The organism is Herbiconiux liukaitaii (assembly GCF_041927495.1).
Lineage (GTDB): Bacteria > Actinomycetota > Actinomycetes > Actinomycetales > Microbacteriaceae > Herbiconiux > Herbiconiux liukaitaii.
In genome coordinates, this window is sequence record NZ_JBHFHG010000003.1 from 630,093 (window position 1) to 646,704 (window position 16,612).

At 70.0% G+C, this 16,612-nt stretch carries 14 protein-coding genes; 9 read left to right on the forward strand and 5 right to left on the reverse strand.

Translation table 11 applies throughout. The annotated features are described in order from the left end of the window. Nucleotides 1-60 precede the first annotated feature (60 nt). From ACEXQC_RS07475 to ACEXQC_RS07490, 4 genes are all read right to left on the reverse strand, one after another. Nucleotides 61-2,115: a glycoside hydrolase family 99-like domain-containing protein gene (locus tag ACEXQC_RS07475; protein ID WP_374820032.1), complete on the reverse strand. Its 2,055-nt coding sequence runs from the start codon at nt 2,113-2,115 to the stop codon at nt 61-63. Nucleotides 2,116-2,141: 26 nt separating this feature from the next. Then, nucleotides 2,142-2,951 (reverse strand): rhamnan synthesis F family protein, encoded by an 810-nt coding sequence (locus ACEXQC_RS07480; protein ID WP_374820034.1) that lies wholly within the window; start codon nt 2,949-2,951, stop codon nt 2,142-2,144. Nucleotides 2,952-2,956: 5 nt separating this feature from the next. Then, a complete protein-coding gene (locus ACEXQC_RS07485; RefSeq protein WP_374820036.1) occupies nt 2,957-3,220 on the reverse strand; it encodes a nucleotide exchange factor GrpE in 264 nt (87 codons plus the stop codon). 104 nt (nt 3,221-3,324) lie between these two features. Beyond that, nucleotides 3,325-3,858 (reverse strand): hypothetical protein, encoded by a 534-nt coding sequence (locus ACEXQC_RS07490; protein ID WP_374820038.1) that lies wholly within the window; start codon nt 3,856-3,858, stop codon nt 3,325-3,327. Nucleotides 3,859-3,920: 62 nt separating this feature from the next. On the opposite strand from ACEXQC_RS07490, the gene ACEXQC_RS07495 reads away from it, so the two are divergent. From ACEXQC_RS07495 to ACEXQC_RS07535, 9 genes are all read left to right on the forward strand, one after another. Further along, nucleotides 3,921-6,491: a glycosyltransferase gene (locus ACEXQC_RS07495; RefSeq protein WP_374820040.1), complete on the forward strand. Its 2,571-nt coding sequence runs from the start codon at nt 3,921-3,923 to the stop codon at nt 6,489-6,491. An 82-nt stretch (nt 6,492-6,573) separates the two neighbouring features. Then, nucleotides 6,574-7,485, forward strand: coding sequence for an ABC transporter permease (locus tag ACEXQC_RS07500; protein ID WP_374820042.1), 912 nt, complete (start codon nt 6,574-6,576; stop codon nt 7,483-7,485). 2 nt (nt 7,486-7,487) lie between these two features. Then, complete coding sequence (locus ACEXQC_RS07505; RefSeq protein WP_374820044.1) at nt 7,488-8,684, forward strand: ABC transporter ATP-binding protein; 1,197 nt, start codon at nt 7,488-7,490, stop codon at nt 8,682-8,684. A 9-nt stretch (nt 8,685-8,693) separates the two neighbouring features. Then, a complete protein-coding gene (locus ACEXQC_RS07510) occupies nt 8,694-9,731 on the forward strand; it encodes a glycosyltransferase family 2 protein (protein WP_374820046.1) in 1,038 nt (345 codons plus the stop codon). A gap of 59 nt (nt 9,732-9,790) precedes the next feature. Next, entirely contained in the window at nt 9,791-10,933 is a 1,143-nt protein-coding gene (locus ACEXQC_RS07515; protein ID WP_374820048.1) for a glycosyltransferase family 4 protein, read from the forward strand. Further along, nucleotides 10,930-11,808: a glycosyltransferase gene (locus ACEXQC_RS07520; RefSeq protein ID WP_374820050.1), complete on the forward strand. Its 879-nt coding sequence runs from the start codon at nt 10,930-10,932 to the stop codon at nt 11,806-11,808. The genes ACEXQC_RS07515 and ACEXQC_RS07520 overlap by 4 nt, the downstream gene beginning before the upstream one ends. A 67-nt stretch (nt 11,809-11,875) precedes the next feature. Further along, a complete protein-coding gene (locus tag ACEXQC_RS07525; protein ID WP_374820052.1) occupies nt 11,876-13,063 on the forward strand; it encodes a glycosyltransferase family 2 protein in 1,188 nt (395 codons plus the stop codon). Continuing rightward, nucleotides 13,053-14,033: an NAD-dependent epimerase/dehydratase family protein gene (locus tag ACEXQC_RS07530; RefSeq protein ID WP_374820054.1), complete on the forward strand. Its 981-nt coding sequence runs from the start codon at nt 13,053-13,055 to the stop codon at nt 14,031-14,033. Before ACEXQC_RS07525 ends, ACEXQC_RS07530 begins: the two co-directional genes overlap by 11 nt. Nucleotides 14,034-14,056: 23 nt before the next feature. Beyond that, on the forward strand, nt 14,057-14,887 hold the full coding sequence (locus ACEXQC_RS07535) for a glycosyltransferase family 2 protein (RefSeq protein WP_374820056.1): 831 nt from the start codon (nt 14,057-14,059) through the stop codon (nt 14,885-14,887). On the opposite strand, the gene ACEXQC_RS07540 is transcribed toward ACEXQC_RS07535, so the two are convergent. Next, nucleotides 14,868-16,526, reverse strand: coding sequence for a cell wall-binding repeat-containing protein (locus ACEXQC_RS07540; RefSeq protein ID WP_374820058.1), 1,659 nt, complete (start codon nt 16,524-16,526; stop codon nt 14,868-14,870). The genes ACEXQC_RS07535 and ACEXQC_RS07540 overlap by 20 nt on opposite strands. Nucleotides 16,527-16,612: the final 86 nt, after the last annotated feature.

The following is a 16,612-nucleotide window of genomic DNA, read 5'->3' on the forward strand; positions in this document are numbered from 1 at the left end:
AGATCTGCTGAATCGCGGCGAGTCGGCGGCCGTCGGCCACCCGAGGGCACAAGGACGTGCTCAGCGGTGCAGCACGTCGCGCACGGCCAGCAGGTAGGTGCGGGCGTAGCGCTGGGAGGGCTCGAGCACGGCGCCCTCCGCCCACTCGTTCCAGGCGTTGATGAACACCACGCGCTGGTCACGCTCGCGGTCGCTCACCGACGAGACCGTGGTGTTGAGCCACCGGCGGAACGTGTAGGGGTTCGATCCGTACCACATGTCGGGCTGCCACTGCCGGCGGGCCGTGTTGTCGAAGTTGACCATCACGCCCGGGTAGCGGTGCTCGGGGGGCGCCGAGTTGAGGCGCTCCTCTGCACGCTCGGCCATGGCACGGTAGCTCAGCAGGTTGCCTTCGAACCGCGGATCGAGACCGCGGTGATCGCGCGGGATCGCACCCCAGAACATGTTGTGGGGGGCGAACTCCATGTGCGCGTCGAGACCGTGCTCGGCGAGGTCCTCGCCCTCGATACCCTGCATCGAGGTGCCCACGTCGACCGTGAGCAGGGTGAGGCCCGGCAGTCCTGCCTCTTCGGCGGCCTTCCGCCAGTACTCCACGACCTCGATGTGGTTCGGGATCTGGGTGATGCGGTAGACCGCGATCACGGGCTTGCCGTCGATCGTGGAGTAGCGCGGGTCGGTGATGAGCGGCATCACGTCGTGGATGAACTGCGTGGCGGGCACGCGGTCGTAGTCCTGAGCGATGAGGATGTTCTTCTCGCTGCCGTCCCAGCGCCTGGTCCAGTTCTCGTTGGCCCACATGATGCAGAACTTCTGGTCGCCGTCGCCCGCCACGAGATCCTCGATCGGCATCTGCATGAGCTTCTTGCCGGCGAACCAGTAGTAGTAGTACATGAAGCCCTCGATGCCCATCGAGTTCGCGAGCTCGTACTGGGCATCCCGCACGCCGGGCGTGGTGAGGTCGTAGAAGCCGAGCTCGCTCGGCAGCAGGGGCTGGATGTGGCCGGGGTAGAGGGGAACACCCGAGGCCACGTTCGACCACTCGGTGAAGCCCTTCTCCCACCACTCGTCGTTCTCGGGGAACGTGTGGAACTGCGGCAGATAGAAGGGGAACACCCTGGCGCGCGGCACGGTCTCGAACTCGGGGGTGAAGCGCTTCCACGCCTCGGAACCGGTCGAGCCGGCCTCGAGGGCGGGCAGCGTGGTGGTGTCGCGGATGCCGTACCCGGCTTCGCCGGCCACGATGCCGATGATGCGCTCGATGGCGTGAGCCGTGGTGGCGTCGACCTGGCCGGCCTCGGTCTCGAAGTCGCCAGCGGAGAGCTCGAACGAGCGGAGCCCCTGCAGGATGAAGCCGCGGATCCAGTAGATCGAGCCCGCGGCGAAGCGCAGGCCGTCCACGTCGAGGTCGAGCTGGATGCGCCTGAGGAGCGCCCCCACGATGTCGCGGTCGCCGCCCCAGAACTCCGGCCCGAGCACGTTGCCCGACGAGGTGAGGATGCCGAGGGAGGGATCGCCGGCGAACTCCTCGAGCACACGCGTGACGTTCTCGACCGAGCCCACGAGCTCCTCGAAGAAGCTCTCGCGCCACTGGTCGCCCGAGCCGCCGAGTTCGGCGTGCCCTTCGCGCCAGGCGCTCTTCTTGGTGTGCACCTTGAAGACGAGCTCGTAGTCGTCGAGAAGCCCGGCGTTCACGAGCGAGACGAGGGGGAGGATGTCGCGGCCGTGGTTGGCGATGTCGAACACCTGCAGGCGGTCGAGGTTCGGCATGCCCGACGTGTCGATCTCGAGCGGCGTGCCCGAGGCGTTGGTGACGAGCAGGTCGAACTGCACGGGGAGGGCGGCGAGCGACTCGAGGATCTGCGGCACGAGGTCGGTGTAGAACACGTGCACCACCACGGCCACGCGGGAGGTGGTGGGCTCGGAGGTGAACTGCTTCTTCCACTCACCCGGGTAGAGCGCCTTGAGGCGGTTGGTGCGCGAGGAGGCCCAACGCGCGAAGCTCGCGCGGAAGTCGTCGGACACCACGGGCTGGGGGGTGGTGGCGAGCACGGTTCCCGCGCGCAGCAGCGCGCGACCTGTGCGCCGTTTGACGCCTCCGACGGTGATTTTCCTCATGTGCCCTTAACTCGCTCGGCGACCGGTCAGACCCAGGTCGTCGGGTCGATCCCGAATTTCTTCTCCACCACGGCGCGGACTTCGGGACCATCGCCCACAATACTGGGGTTCGTCACGAGCTCCCTCTTGACGAACGGAAAGCCGAGATCCAGCAGCCTCCTCCAGCCCAGGATGGTGGGGTTCTGGGTGTACTCGACCACGAGCTCGTAGTCGAACCAGGCGCCGGTCACGAAGCCCTCGCCCTGCAGCAGTCGATTGAGGCCGAGCTCGTACTTGTCGATGATCTCGAACTTGGTGCGCTGCTCGGGCAGCTCGCTCCAGAAGTGGCGGAGCGACGGGTCGTCGAGCACGCCGCCCTTGAACCCCAGCAGGAAGCTCTGCAGGTGAGGCATGTACTGGCTCGTCCAGGTGCCGCCCCAGACGTCGAAGTACGACTCCTCGAAGTCGGCGAGCATCGGCCCGAGGCTCGAGAACGGGCCCACGAGCGAGTCGTTGGTGATGATGACGTTGGGCGTGCTGCGGATGGCGGGGAAGAGCTCGAACGCGGTGGCCCACGACCCGAAGTCGTAGCCGATGTTCGGCTTGCGCACCACGATCGCCTCGTTGGCGGGCCCGCGGGACCAGTCGAGCGGGCGCTTGTCGTCCGACGCGCGCACGACGACGACCGAGTAGTCCTGCTCCTCGAGGCGAGCGACCATCCACGAGAGCGAGAGCGAGACCTCGGGCCCCGGGGCGTAGCTCGCCACGACCGCGACCCGATCGGTCACGGGCAGCGTGGAGCGCTCGGACTCGATCCAGCTCGCCGGGAGGACGCTGTCGAGGACTCTGCCACCCACGCCGCTCAGGTCCAGCCGTTGTTGAGCGACTTGCGGCGGCGCATGCGCAGCGGGCGCGTGATCGACCACGAGGTCGATGCGCGGAGGGCCTTGAGCTGGGCGCCGTAGCGCTCGCACTGGTTGCGGCTCGCCTGCAGCCGCCGACGGTACTCGTCCGTCTCGGCGGTCTTGCGTGCGAGCTGAGCGCGCAGCGAAGCCACCTCGAGCCGGAGCTCGCGGAGTTCGTTGGTGACGTCGACGTCGCCGGTGGCTGTGAGACGTGAGCTCATGACTGCTACCGCACTTTCGAACAGGAGGAAACGCCCCCCATAGTAGCCACGATGTCGGAGGCCCGCCTGCGAGGGAGCCGAGTGCGACGGGGGCGCCGGGGCGCCTACTCGAGCGCGATGCTCGTGCTGGCCGAACCGGAGTGGCTCGAGTCGGCGAACGCGAGCTCCACGGTCCAGGTGCCCGTCGACCCCGCGGGGAGCGTGATCGTGAGGTCGGAGCAGTAGGTCATGCTCGGGCCGGCGACTCCGGGCGACTGGGCGCTGGCCGACGCCGCGTCCTGCGTGGCTGTGGCGATGCAGACACCCGTCTCGCTCACCAGGTCGCCCACGATGCCGGCCACCGAGAGGGTGCCGGCCGCCGGGTCGTAGGAGGTGTTGAGGATCTCGATCGAGACACCGGAGATGGCGGGGGTGGTGGGCTCGGCGGTCGGCGTGGGAGTCGGCGCCGTGGTGGGGGTGGGAGCTGCGCTCCTGGTGGGCGTGGGGGTGGCCGAGCCTGTCGGCGTCGAGGTCGCCGAGGAGGTGGGCGTCGGCGTGGGCGATCCGCCGTCGCCACCGATGCAGCCGACCAGGGCGGCGGAGACACCGAGCGCGAGGAGGCTGCTGAGGGTCACGCGGAGAAGAGTGGATCTGGCCATGCCCCGATCATAGGGACGGCGGGCTCCCCGGCCCGCTGACGCTCCGGCGATAGGCTGAACGGGTGAAGAATCCCAGCGTCGTCCGAGTTCCCGGGGTCGTCTCGGTGGTGGTGGTCAACTACCGCGGTGCCGACGACACCATCGAGTGCGTGAAGCAGCTGGGAGCGGTCGACTGGCCCTCGGCCGACCTCGAGATCATCGTGGTCGAGAACGGATCGGGCGACGACAGCCTGCCTCGGCTCACCGCGGCCTTCGCGGGCGACGAGCGCGTGCGCGTGATCTCCTCCGCCGAGAACCTCGGCTTCGCGGGCGGCAGCAACCTCGGCGCGCGGAGCGCCAGGGGCGAGTTCCTCGCCTTCCTCAACAGCGACGCCAAGCCCGCTCCCGGCTGGGTGCGCGGAGCCGTCGCCCAGTTCGAGACCAGCCCCGCGGTGGCCGCGGTCGGCAGCAAGGTGCTCGACTGGGAGGGCAAGGTGGTCGACTTCGTGGGCGGCAGCCTCACCTGGTTCGGCATGGGGTACAAGGATCACGAGAACCAGCCCGACGACGAGCGCTTCCAGGCGCCCCGCGACATCCTCTACGGCACCGGATCCGCACTCTTCGTGCGGGCAGCGACCTTCGAGGAGGTGGGCGGTTTCGACGAGCGCTTCTTCATGTTCTACGAGGACGTCGACCTCGGCTGGCGCCTCAACCTGCTCGGCTACCGGGTGCGCTTCGCCCCCGCCTCCGTGGTCTACCACCGCCACCACGCCTCGATGCGGAGCTTCGGCCCGTACCGCGAGAGCTACCTGCTCGAGCGCAACGCCCTCGCCACGCTCTACAAGAACCTCTCGGCCGAGAACCTCGCCCGCTTCCTGCCCGGCGCCATGGCCCTGCTCGCCCGCCGCGCGGTCTCGAAGAGCGACCTCGACTCGCAGCTCTTCGACATCCGGAGGTTCGAGGGCGGTGCCGACGAGTTCGACGAGACCACCCCGGTGGCCAAGGAGTCGCTCGCTGGCCTGTTCGCGCTCGACCAGTTCGTGGAGGAGCTCGAGTCGCTGAGCGTCTCGCGCGACGACATCCAGGGCCGCCGTCGGCGCACCGACGCCGAGCTGTTCCGGCTCTTCGGCAACATGATCCATCCGCTGCTCGGCGGATCGTCGTACCTCACGGGCTTCCGGGCCGTCGTCGACGCCTTCGAGATCGAGTCGTCGTCCGATCGCCGCCGCATCCTCGTGATCACGGGCGACTCGCTCGGCGAGAAGATGGCGGGGCCAGGGCTCCGGGCCTGGAAGATCTCCGAGGCCCTGGCCGACGAGCACGACGTGCGCCTCGTCACCTGGAACGCGGCCAACCGGCACTCCGACCGCTTCGAGGTCGAGCACGTGCAGCTGCAGAACGAGCGCCAGATGAAGGTGCACGAGCAGTGGGCCGACGTGATCTTCTTCCAGGGCTACGCGCTGCACCACTTCACCACGCTGCAGAAGTCGGAGAAGATCGTGGTCGCCGACATCTACGATCCGATGCACCTCGAGCAGCTCGAGCAGGGCCGCGAGTTCGGCACCGAGCGCTGGACCAACATCGTGCGCTCGGCCACCGAGGTGCTCAACCAGCAGCTCTCGAGGGCCGACTTCTTCCTCTGCGCCTCCGAGCGGCAGCGCTTGTTCTGGCTCGGCCAGCTCGCAGCCCTCGGCCGCATCAACCCCGCCAACTACGCGGCCGACGACTCGCTCGACGAGCTCATCTCGATCGCGCCGTTCGGCCTCGACTCCACGCCCCCGAGGCACACCCGCGACGCGATCCGAGGGGTGGTGCCCGGCATCGGCAAGGCCGACAAGGTCATCATCTGGGGCGGCGGCATCTACAACTGGTTCGACACCCTCACGCTCGTGCGGGCCGTGGGTCAGCTGGCCGAGAAGCGCCCGAACGTGCGGCTCTTCTTCATGGGCACCGCCCACCCCAACCCGGATGTGCCCGAGATGGCCGTGGTGCAGAAGACGAGGCAGCTCTCGGCCGATCTCGGCCTCACCGGCCGCCACGTGTTCTTCAACGAGTCGTGGGTGGATCTCGACGACCGCCAGAACTACCTGCTCGAGGCGGATGTGGGGGTCAGCACGCACTTCGACCACATCGAGACCACCTTCTCGTTCCGCACCCGCATCCTCGACTACCTGTGGGCCGGCCTCCCCATCGTCACGACGGGCGGAGACAGCTTCGGCGACCTCGTGGAGAAGGAGGGGCTCGGAGTGGCCGTCGGCGAGCGCGACGTCGACGCCCTGGCCGATGCCCTCGAGCGCATGCTGTACGACGCGCCGGCCCGCAAGAAGGCCGTGCAGGCCGTCGCGCGGGTGCGGGAGGACTTCACCTGGGAGCGCACGCTCGCCCCTCTCGTGGCCTTCTGCCGCGACCCGCACCCCGCGGCCGACCGCGTGCTCGGGTCGCTCTCGGCACCGCTCGACCTCGCGGCAGGGGCAGGTGGGCGACGTTCCCGGCCGGTGACGGCGGAGGAGAAGTTCCAGGCCATCTCGACGAGGCGGCACGGCATCCGTCGCGATCTCGCACTCGCCCGCCACTACGTGGAGAACGGCGGGCTCTCCTCGCTGGGCGGCAAGATCCGCTCCCGGCTGGCATACCGCAAGGCCGGGAAAGCCTGAGCGACTGCTCCGGCACCGTCATGTATCCTCGATCCCGGCAGTTCTCCCGACTGCCGCATGCAGTGGCTTGGAGGCCGTGAACATGGCTGGACTGGACGAGTCCCCTACCGAGCGCTCGACCCGCTTGCTCAACGAGCCCTGGCAGCACGCCGGCGCCGTCAACGGCGGAGTCTCCGGCACCGTCGAGTCGGTCAAGGAGATCTGGGCGCACCGCCAGCTGCTCGGCCTGCTCACGAAGCGCGAGCTCAAGAGCCGCTACAAGGACAGCGCGGGCGGGTTCCTCTGGAGCCTCGCCAAGCCGCTCACGCAGCTCTTCATCTACTACCTGGTGATCGGCCAGTTCCTCGGCGCCGCCCGCGGAATCGAGAACTTCGCGATCTACATCTTCGCCGGGTTGACGGTGTACACGCTCTTCAGCGAGATCGTGGCCTCGGGAACGGCGTCGATCATCGCCAACCAGGGGCTGGTGAAGAAGGTGTATCTCCCACGGGAGATCTTCCCCCTCGCCGCTGTCGGCTCCGCGCTGTTCAACTTCGTCGTGCAGATGGTGATCCTGCTCATCGCGGCGGCGGTGCTCGGCACTCTCGGCTTCGGAGCGAACCTGCTGTTCTTCGTGGGCGCGCTCGTGCTCGTGCTCGTCTGGGGCACTGCGATCGCGCTGCTGCTCTCCGCTTTGAACGTGTACCTGCGCGACATCCAGTACCTGGTCGAGGTCGTACTCCTGCTGCTCATGTGGGCCTCGCCCATCCTGTACTCGTGGCAGCAGGCCGCCGCGGTGTTGCCGGCGTGGCTCCTCGAGGTCTACGTGAACTCGCCGATCACGCTCGCGGTGCTCGGCTTCCAGGAGGCGTTCTGGTCCGAGGCCTCCAACGGTGTGCCGCTGCCCCTTCTCGGCATGCGCATGCTGATCGCGTTCGCCGTGGGGCTCATCGCCCTGTTCGGTGCCCAAAAAGTCTTCAGTCGCCTGCAGGGCGACTTCGCACAGGAGCTCTGATCGTGGCCAGTCATGTCCCCGTCGTCCAGGTGAACGACGTCTCGAAGCGCTTCATCATCCGCAAGGAGAAGAGCCTCAAGGAGCGTCTGGTCAATGCCGGTCGTTCGAAGCAGTTCAAAGAGGACTTCTGGGCCCTCAAGAACATCGATCTCGAGATCACGTCCGGCACCACGATCGGTCTGATCGGACCGAACGGTTCCGGCAAGTCGACGCTCCTGAAGATGATCGGCGGCATCATCCAGCCCACGTCCGGCTCGGTGCAGCGCCGCGGCCGGCTCGCCGCCCTGCTCGAGCTCGGCGCCGGCTTCCACCAGGATCTGACCGGTCGCGAGAACGTCTACCTCAACGCCTCCATCCTCGGGCTCTCGCGCAAGCAGACCGACGAGTACTTCGACGAGATCGTGGACTTCTCGGGCATCCGCGACTTCATCGACACTCAGGTCAAGTTCTACTCCTCCGGCATGTACGTGCGGCTCGCCTTCGCGGTGGCCGTGCACGTCGACCCCGACCTGCTGCTCGTCGACGAGGTGCTCGCGGTGGGCGACGAGGCCTTCCAGCGCAAGTGCCTCGACAAGATCCGCTCGTTCCAGGCCGAGGGCCGCACGATCGTGCTCGTGACCCACTCGCTCGGTCAGGTCACCGAGCTGTGCACTCGCGCAGTACTGCTCTCCAAGGGCAAGGTCATGTTCGACGGCGCCCCACACGAGGCGGTGCGCGACTTCCGCGACATCCTGGAGGAGCGCCGGGTCGATGAGGCCACCACCCAGCACGTCGAGGCGGTGCGCCACGGTCGGGTGCTCTCCACCACGGCGCACGCGAAGGGCAAGGCCGAGGGAGAGCCGATCGAACCCGGCGACGACCTCGTGGTCTCGATGCAGTTCGAGCACGACGGCGAGGGCATCGTGGACTGGATCGCTGCGGTGCAGATCGACAACGTGCAGGGCCAGGTGGTCTACGGCACCACGTCCAAGCGCCTCGGGTTCTCCCTGCCGCGCCTCACCGGCCCGCGCACCGTGGAGTTCACGCTCAAGAACGTCAACTTCGGCTCCGGCAAGTACTTCGTCAACACCTCGCTCATGGACTCGGAGGGGCGGCACCTGCACGACATGCCGCAGATCACCTCGTTCGATGTGCCGTTCTACTCGCTCGCCGTGGGCGTCATCCACGCCGTCCCCGAGTTCGACGACCTCGGCAGCTGAGCCGTGGCGGTGACCGGTGCGCCGTTCCGGGTGACCGCGGTGGTGGTGAACTGGCGGCAGCCGGAGCTGACCTCGGCGGCGGTGCGGTCGCTCGAGACCCAGGAGGGCCTCGAGGCCGATGGTGGGCGGCGCGGCGTCGACCTCTCGATCGTGGTCGTCGACAACGGATCGGGTGATGACTCCGCGCGGGTTCTCGCCGAACGGCATCCGCAGCACCGCGTGCTGACCGTGCAGGTGAACGGCGGTTTCGGGGCCGGTGTGAACGCCGGCATCCGCGCCGCGGGCGACGACCAGGATGCGTTCGTGCTGCTCAACAACGACGCCTCGGCCGGGCCCCTGTTCGTGCGCTCGCTGGTGGATGCCCTCGTCGAGGATCCACGAGCGGGCGCCGCCACGGCGCGCATCGTGTTGCGCGATCTCTACCGCAGGGTGCCCAGCGGTCAGCCGCAGGGCGGAGACGCCCGCGGCGCCCTCGTGGCCGCCGACGGCACCCGCTGGGTGCCGGATGCCTCGGGCGAGGCGCTGCTCAACAGCACCGGCAACGAGATGACCAGGTCGGGAAACGGCCGTGACCGCGACTGGCTCGTGCCCGTCTCGCTCGACTCGCGCGCGGCGGGAGAGGCGATGGGCTTCTCGGGCGGCGCGTCGGCGCTCCGAGCCGCGGCCCTCCGCGAGGTGGGACTCTTCGACGAGAGCCTCTTCATGTACTACGAGGACACCGACCTGTCGTGGCGGCTGCGACGCGCCGGCTGGAGCATCCGCTACGCCCCCGGCGCCACCGTGCACCACGCCCACGCGGCCTCGAGCGGAACCGGGTCGGCGCTGTTCCGCTTCCACAACGAGCGCAACCGCATCCTCGTCGCCGCGAAGCACGCACCGCTCCCGGTGCTCCTGACCGCCCTCGCCCGCACGGCCTTCCGCCGTCGCCTCACGTCTCTGGCCGCCGCGGTGCGCCGCCTGCCCGCCACCCTCGGCGAGCGCCGGCGCCTCGACCGCGAGGCCGTGGTGCCGCGCTCGGCCGTCGCCGCGCTCCTGGTCGAGGACTGAGCCGGAGTGGCCGCGGCTATGCTGGAGGTTGCTCCGAATCGGCACCAGGAGGATGACCGGTGACCCCCTCCACCCCCGTTCTCTTCGACGCGACCTCGTTGCCGCCGAACTGGGGAGGCGTGGCCCGCTACATCCAGGGTGTGCTGGCCGGTCTCGACGAGCTGGGCGTGCGGTTGCACGTCGTGGCGAAGCCGAGTGACATCGAGCGGCTACGCGACGGCGCCCCCGGCCACGAGTACCACGCCGCTCCCGCCCTCATCTCGGTCCGACCCGCCCGCTTCCTCTGGGAGCAGCTCGGCCTGCCCCGGATGGCGCGACGCCTCGGGGTGCGCGCCATCCACTCTCCGCACTACACGCTGCCGCTCGTCACCGGGGCGGCCCGGGTGGTGACGCTGCACGACGCCACCTTCTTCACCGACCCCGAGGTGCACTCGCGTCTCAAGCGCACCTTCTTCACCTGGTGGACCAGACGTGCCGCCCACCGCGCCGCGGCGCTGCTCACCCCGAGCGCCGCCACGGCCGACGCCGTGCGCTCGAGCGTGCGACGTGTGCGCCCCTCCATCGTGGTCGCCTACCTTGGGGTCGACCCCGAGGTGTTCCACGAGCCGACGGCCGCCGAAGTGGCCCGCTTCGCCACCGCGCACGGGCTCGAGGGCGGCTGGATCGGGTTCCTGGGCACCATCGAGCCCCGCAAGAACATCCCCGCGCTGCTGCGCGCCCACGCCCTCCTCCGCGCGAGCAGCTCCGCTCCCGTCCCCCCGCTCGTGCTCTCGGGCTCGCGCGGCTGGGACGAGGAGGCCGCACGACTGCTCGACGCTCTGGGGCCCGACGACGGCGTGGTGGAGGCCGGCTACCTGCCGCTCGACGAGCTGCCCGCCTTCCTCGGTGGCGCCGAGGTCGTTGCCTATCCGAGTCTCGGCGAGGGGTTCGGTCTTCCCGTGCTCGAGGCCATGGCGAGCGGCGCCGCCGTGCTCACCACGCGTCGCCTCTCCATACCTGAGGTGGGCGGATCCGCTGTCGCGTACACCGAGCCCGACGCCGAGGCCGTCGCCGACGCGCTCGGAGCGCTGCTCGCCGATCCGACCCGCCGCGAGGCGCTCTCGACCGCAGCCCGTGCACGTTCGGCGGAGTTCACCTGGGCGGCCTGTGCCCGCGCGCACGTGGAGGCCTACCGGCAGGCGGGCGTCGAGGTGGCCGCATGAGCGCCGCCGCTGCCCGGGTGGCGGTCGTCACGGTCACCTACGACTCCGCCGTGGTGCTCGAGCCGTTCCTCGCCTCCGTGCCGCCCGCGGCGGCCGCCACGCCCACCGCCGTCTACGTGGCCGACAACAAGCCGGCCTCCACGGAACGGCAGCGCATCGAGCGGATGGCCGCCGAGCACGACGCCGAGTACCGCCCCATGCTGAGCAATCTCGGCTACGGTCACGCGGTCAACGTGGTGGTGGCCACGCTGCCCGCCGACGTGGAGTTCGTGCTCGTGTCGAACCCCGACGTCGTGCTGTCGCCCGGGGCGATCGACCGCCTCGTGGAGGCGCTGGACGAGTTCCCCGACGTGGGAGCGGTCGGCCCCAAGATCCTCGAGCTCGACGGATCGGCCTATCCCTCCGCGCGGGCCGTGCCGTCGATCCGCAACGGCATCGGGCACGCCCTGTTCTCGACCGTGTGGCCGCGCAACCCGTGGACCCGCTCCTACCGCAACGAGGTGGGCGCGAACCCGATCCGCCGCGATGCCGGCTGGCTCTCGGGCGCCTGCTTCCTCATCCGGCGCGCGGCCTTCGACGAGCTGGGCGGCTTCGACACCCGGTACTTCATGTACTTCGAAGACGTCGACCTCGGGTACCGCCTCGGGGAGCACGGCTGGCGCAACCTCTACGAGCCCGCGGCCGAGGTGCTGCACACCGGCGCCCACTCCACCGCGGGCGGCGAGTCGGAGCGCATGCTCAAGGCGCACCACGACAGCGCCAAGCGGTTCCTCGCCAAGAAGTACTCGGGGCCCCTGCTCTGGCCCGTGCGCACGGCGCTCTCGGCCGGTCTGTCGCTGCGCTCGTTCGCGATCAGAGCCCGCACCCGCCGATAGGGTGGTGCGGGACCAGCCGGAACCCGAACCGGCGAACACGAAGGAAGGTCTATCCGTGAAGCTCGCCATGACACTGATGGTCCGCGACGAGGCCGACATCGTGTCGTCGATGCTCGACCACCACCTGGCCCAGGGCGTCGACGTCATCATCGTGACCGACAACGGCTCCGTCGACGGCACCGCCGAGCTGCTCGAGGGGTACGCGGCCCGCGGCCTCATCGACCTGAGGCACGACCCGGTGCAGCGCAAGCAGCAGAGCTCCGTCGTGACCGCCATGGCCCGCGACGCGTACACGGTGCACGGTGCCGACTGGGTCATCAACGCAGACGCCGACGAGTTCTTCCTGCCCGTCGACCGCTCCCTCACGCTGCACGAGGCGTTCGAGGGCATCCCGAAGAGCATCGAGGCCTTCCTGGTGCCGGTCACGAACCTCACGGGCTCCGCCGCCCGCCGCGGTTCCGGTGTGCAGCGCCTGCACTACCGCGACCTGCGCTCCGACGCCGAGCTGGCCGCGGCGGGGCTGCGCGCGCATCCCACCGCCGATGCCGTGCACATCGGAGTGCCCGACATCGACGTGATCCAGGGCAACCACTTCGTGAGCCTCGCCTCGAAGGGAGTGCCGGACGAGGCGTTCGCCCTCGAGGTGCTGCACCTGCCGTGGCGCTCGTACGAGCAGTTCCGCAACAAGGTCGAGGTCTCGGGTCGCGCCTACGAGAGCAACCCCGAGCTCACCCCGAGCCCCAACCACCACGGCATGCGCGACTACGCGCGGTTGAAGGCTGGCCTGCTGCAGCACCACTACCTGCTCCGCCACCCCGACGAGGCCGAGCTCGCCGCCGGTCTCGAGGCGGGCCGCTACGCCGAGGAGCGTGTGCTCGCCGACACCGTCGTGTCCGCGGTCGAGGATGAGGGCTTCTCGCCCGAGGAGCAGGCCGAGTTCGACACGGTCGCCCCCGCGCTGCGCGAGGCCGAGTCGCGCTTCGGCCTGCTGCAGCTGCGCTACGAGGCGCTCGAGGCCGAGAGCGCCGCCACGATCGCCGACCTCCACGCGGAGATCGACGCCGCGAAGTCACGGATCGCCGAGGTCGAGGCGACCGTGGCGGAGCGCGATGCCCGCGTGCTGCAGCTCGAGCAGCTCGACACCCTCACCCAGGCCCACGTGACCTCGCTCGAGACCCGGGTGGGCGAGCTCTCCGAGCGCTGGGAGGTGCGCGTGTCGAACCGTGTGCGCCGGGGCGGTCGACGTGCCCGCTGACGGGGGCGCCCGTGCCCTGAAGGTCGTGGTCACGGGGGGCTGCGGCTTCATCGGCAGCAACCTCTGCCGCCTGCTCGCGGCCGATCCGCAGATCGAGCTCGTGGTGCTCGACGACTTCTCGGTGGGCGACGCCGGGCGGCTCGACGGCCTCGACCTCACGATCATCGAGGGCTCGGTGCTCGACCCCCAGGCGATCGACGCCGCCTTCGCGGGAGCGGACGCCGTGGTGCACCTCGCGGCCGTGGCCTCGGTGCAGGAATCGGTCGAGAACCCGCTGCGGGTGCTCGACGTCAATGTGACGGGCACCGCCCTCGTGCTCGAGGCGGCACGCCGGAGCGGCGGCGGGTCCGGTGACGCGGCCGGCGGCGGCGCCCATGTCATCCTGGCCTCCTCCTCGTCGGTCTACGGCAGCGATCCGACCCTGCCCAAGCACGAGGGCCTGCTGCCCCGCACCGAGAGCCCCTACGGCGTGAGCAAGCTCGCCGCCGAGGCCTACGCCCTCACCTGGCAGCGCGTCTACGGGCTCCCGGTGCTCGCCTTCCGCTTCTTCAACGTCTTCGGTCCGCGCCAGCAGGCCTCCTCCGCCTACCCGGCCGTGGTGCCCGCCTTCCTCGAGAGGGCGATCGCCGGCGAACCGCTCGTCGTCTACGGCACGGGCGAGCAGTCACGCGACTTCACCTACGTCGACTCGGTGTGCTCGGTCATCGCCGACGCCGTGCGCCGCCGCGTGGTCTCCGACACCCCCGTCGACCTCGGTTTCGGGGTGCGCACGAGCCTGCTCGAGCTCATCGGAGCCATCGAGACCGCGATCGGGCACCCGGTCGAGACGGTCTTCGACCAGGCCAGGCGGGGCGACGTGCTGCACTCCCAGGCCGAGGGAGCCGAAATGGCGCGGTTGTTCCCCGCCCTGCAGCCGGTCTCGCTCGAGCGCGGTCTGGCGGCGACGGTCGAGTGGATGCGGAGCCGCTGAGCACCACCGGGTAGGCTTCCGGGGTGCCGCTCCTCGCTCGTCTCCGCTCCTCGCGCCTCGCGCTCCTCGCGGAGAAGCCGGTCAAGGCCGTCATCCGCCGCCGTCTGCTCGCGGGCCGCTTCCGTTCCGACGACTTCGACATCTCCGCCCCCGGCGCCGGCCGCCCCCGCGGCGTGGCCGTGCTCATGTGCCTGTGGAACCGGCCCGGTCACTTCCGCACCATGCTCGAGCTGCTCGACGCGCAGACCGGCACGCCGCCGATCGACCTCTACCTGTGGAACAACAACAAGGTCGAGCACGACCTCTACCTCGAGGAGCTGGCCTTCTACCGCCCCTCCGGCGCCCTGCGGAGCGTGCGCATCGTGCGCTCCCCCTACAACCTCGGCTCCATCGCCCGCTTCTACTGGGCCAGGGCGCTCGCGAAGAAGCGGGAGCAGCCGATCATCGTGATCGACGACGACGAGGTGATCGAGCCCACCTTCGTGCAGACGGCGCTCGAGGTGCACGAGCCGGGCGCGGTGCACGCCTGGTGGGCGTTCACCGTGGCCTCCGACGACTACTTCGACCGCACGCCCGCCGTGGTCGGTGGCCCCGTCGACCACGTGGGGCCGGGTGGCATGGTCTGCAGCTCGGCCATCTTCCTCGACGACGAGTTCTTCACCGCGCTGCCGCAGCGCTACTGGATGCTCGACGACCTCTGGTTCACCTGGTTCGCCACCTCGCGCGGCTACACGCTGAAGAAGCTCCCGGTCGAGATCGAGTTCGTGCTGAGCGACACCAACCAGCACTGGTCGCTGGGCGACCTCAAGCGCGAGTTCTTCCGCTACCTCTCCGTCAGAACCAGCACGCGCTGAGGTTCTGCACCGGGGCCGCGAGCGAGGCGGGGCCACCGAGGAGCACCACGTTCGAGACGCCCAGCGAGGTGAGGGCGCCGAGCACCTTGCGGGGCACGCACTCGGTGGGAACCACGAACAGCGGGGCGTCCTGGATGCCGGCGAGCGCAGACCCCGCGAGCGCATCGGGGAAGTTGGTGCCCGTGGCCAGGTACGCCGTGGTGGCCCCGCCGTACGCGTCGAGGTTGATGGAGGTGGCGGCCTCGTAGCGATCCGCCCCGGAGAGCCGCTGCACGCTGCCGATGGCCGCGAGGCCCGCCTCCACCCCGGGGCTCACCGAGTTCGGTCCTCCCGCGATCTTGACGGCCGACACCCCGAGGCCCTGCAGCGTGGCGATGCTCGCGGCATCCGCACCCGTCGTGGATCCGTTGACAAGAAGCACCGGGCTGCCGCTCGAGCCGCCGGCCGCCCCTGCCGCGAGAGCGTCGGGGAAGTTGAGGCCCGTGGCCACGTAGGCGGTGGCGGCCTTCGGCTCTCCGAAGGCGTACTGCACGATCGCCCGGGATGCCTCGAACCGGTCGGCGCCCGAGAGGCGCACGACCGTGGGGGCCAGGGCGGCCAGGCGGGATTCCACCGCAGGCGACACCGAGGCGGGGCCTCCCACGATGACGATCCGCTGCGGGGCGAGCGCCGCGATGGCCTGCTCCACCTCGGCCGGCACGACGTCGGGCCGCGTGAGCAGCAGAGGGCCGCCCTGGAGGGCCGCGGCGGGGCCGGCCGAGAGCGCATCCGGGTAGTTGGTGCCTGTGGCCACGTAGACCACCGGTGCGGTTGCGGGATAGGCGCGCCGGGCGATCGAGACCGCCACCGCGTACCGATCCGGTCCGCTGATGCGGTCGACCGTGAACGGCGTGGTCACCTGGGGGCTCGGCGGAGGGCTCACCGAGACCGGCGTGTAACCCGGCCGCGATCCCGTGACCGAGACCGTGATCGAGCGGCCCACCATCGACTGGTCGGGGTAGAATACGGGTGCGGTGGCGCCGGGCACCGGGCTGTTGGCCACCGACCACTGGTACGACACCGAGACCCCCGCCGCCCAGGTGCCGGGCGACGCCGTGAGCGCCTGACCGACCCCCGGCGTGCCCGAGATGCTCGGCGGGCTCGACGGCGCGGAGACCGGCGGCTGCGGGTTCGAGGCGTAGCCGCCGAAGATCTGCACCCACATCGTGCCGTTGGGCGTCATGGCGTAGCCGATGCCGATGCGGGTGAAGGCACCGCCCAAGATGTTGCTGCGGTGGCCGGGTGAGTTCATCCAGGCCTCCATCACCGCGTCGGCCGTGCCGTAGCCGTAGGCGATGTTCTCGCCGTTCGCCGTCCAGCCCGGGGGCATCCTCGAGGCACGCCACTCGCGGGTGCTGTGCGTGAGCGGGTTCGCCAGGGTGCCCATGTGGTTCGCCCACTCCTCGGCGGCCGCGTCGATCGTGGCGTCCCGCACGAGCGAGGGCAGGCTCGAGGCGATGCGGTGGTAGTTGACCAGGTCGTGCACCCTGTCTTCCTCCGCGGCGGCGAGGGCCGCGGGGGCCGGGCCGCCCACCGTGAGACCTCCCACGGCCAGCACCGCGGCGAGCACGGCGACGAGCAGAGCTCTGGGGCGGATCACCCCCCGGGGAGTGCGCGCCGGAGCCGCCATCCTGCTACCGATGTGGGTCACCATGCCAGTCACCTCCGCGAGCGTCGTGCGCTCAG